Below are 349 nucleotides of genomic sequence, written 5' to 3'. Positions count from 1 at the left end.
ATGTCTCCGTGGGCAGTGGGATTGGTGATTTCTATTCCAACCTTCATCCTGCGTATGCAGACAGCGTTGTCTATGCCGCTGACCGCAAAGGTACCGTGAAAGCGGTGAACGCCGAGGACGGGAAAGAAGTGTGGTCCGTTAACCGGGCGGAAAAAGACGGCTGGTTCTCCCGTAAACCTGCACTGCTGTCTGACGGCCTGACCGTAAGCGGATGTCTTTACTACATCTCCATCATTTCGCGCAGCGCAGGTGACGCTTTGCTCTCTACGCCAGCTTGCCACGCTTTACGCGCGCCCGCTTTGTCACCTTTCCTCAGCAGTGCTTCACCGCGCAGATCGGCAACGATGGC

The 349-nt window shown here is 56.7% G+C and carries 2 pseudogenes; one reads left to right on the top strand and one right to left on the bottom strand.

Annotated features, from left to right (window positions below):
• Window positions 1–227, top strand: a pseudogene (locus A6013_RS27750) (outer membrane protein assembly factor BamB); the annotation flags it as partial.
• Here A6013_RS27750 and A6013_RS27745 read toward each other — a convergent pair.
• Window positions 221–349: pseudogene (locus A6013_RS27745) on the bottom strand (hypothetical protein); the annotation flags it as partial. The pseudogenes A6013_RS27750 and A6013_RS27745 sit on opposite strands and share 7 nt — an antisense overlap.

The sequence above is a fragment of the Enterobacter sp. IF2SW-B1 genome (assembly GCF_001743375.1).
In the GTDB taxonomy this organism is placed as follows: domain Bacteria; phylum Pseudomonadota; class Gammaproteobacteria; order Enterobacterales; family Enterobacteriaceae; genus Enterobacter; species Enterobacter bugandensis.
This window is presented reverse-complemented; position numbering and strand designations above follow the sequence as displayed.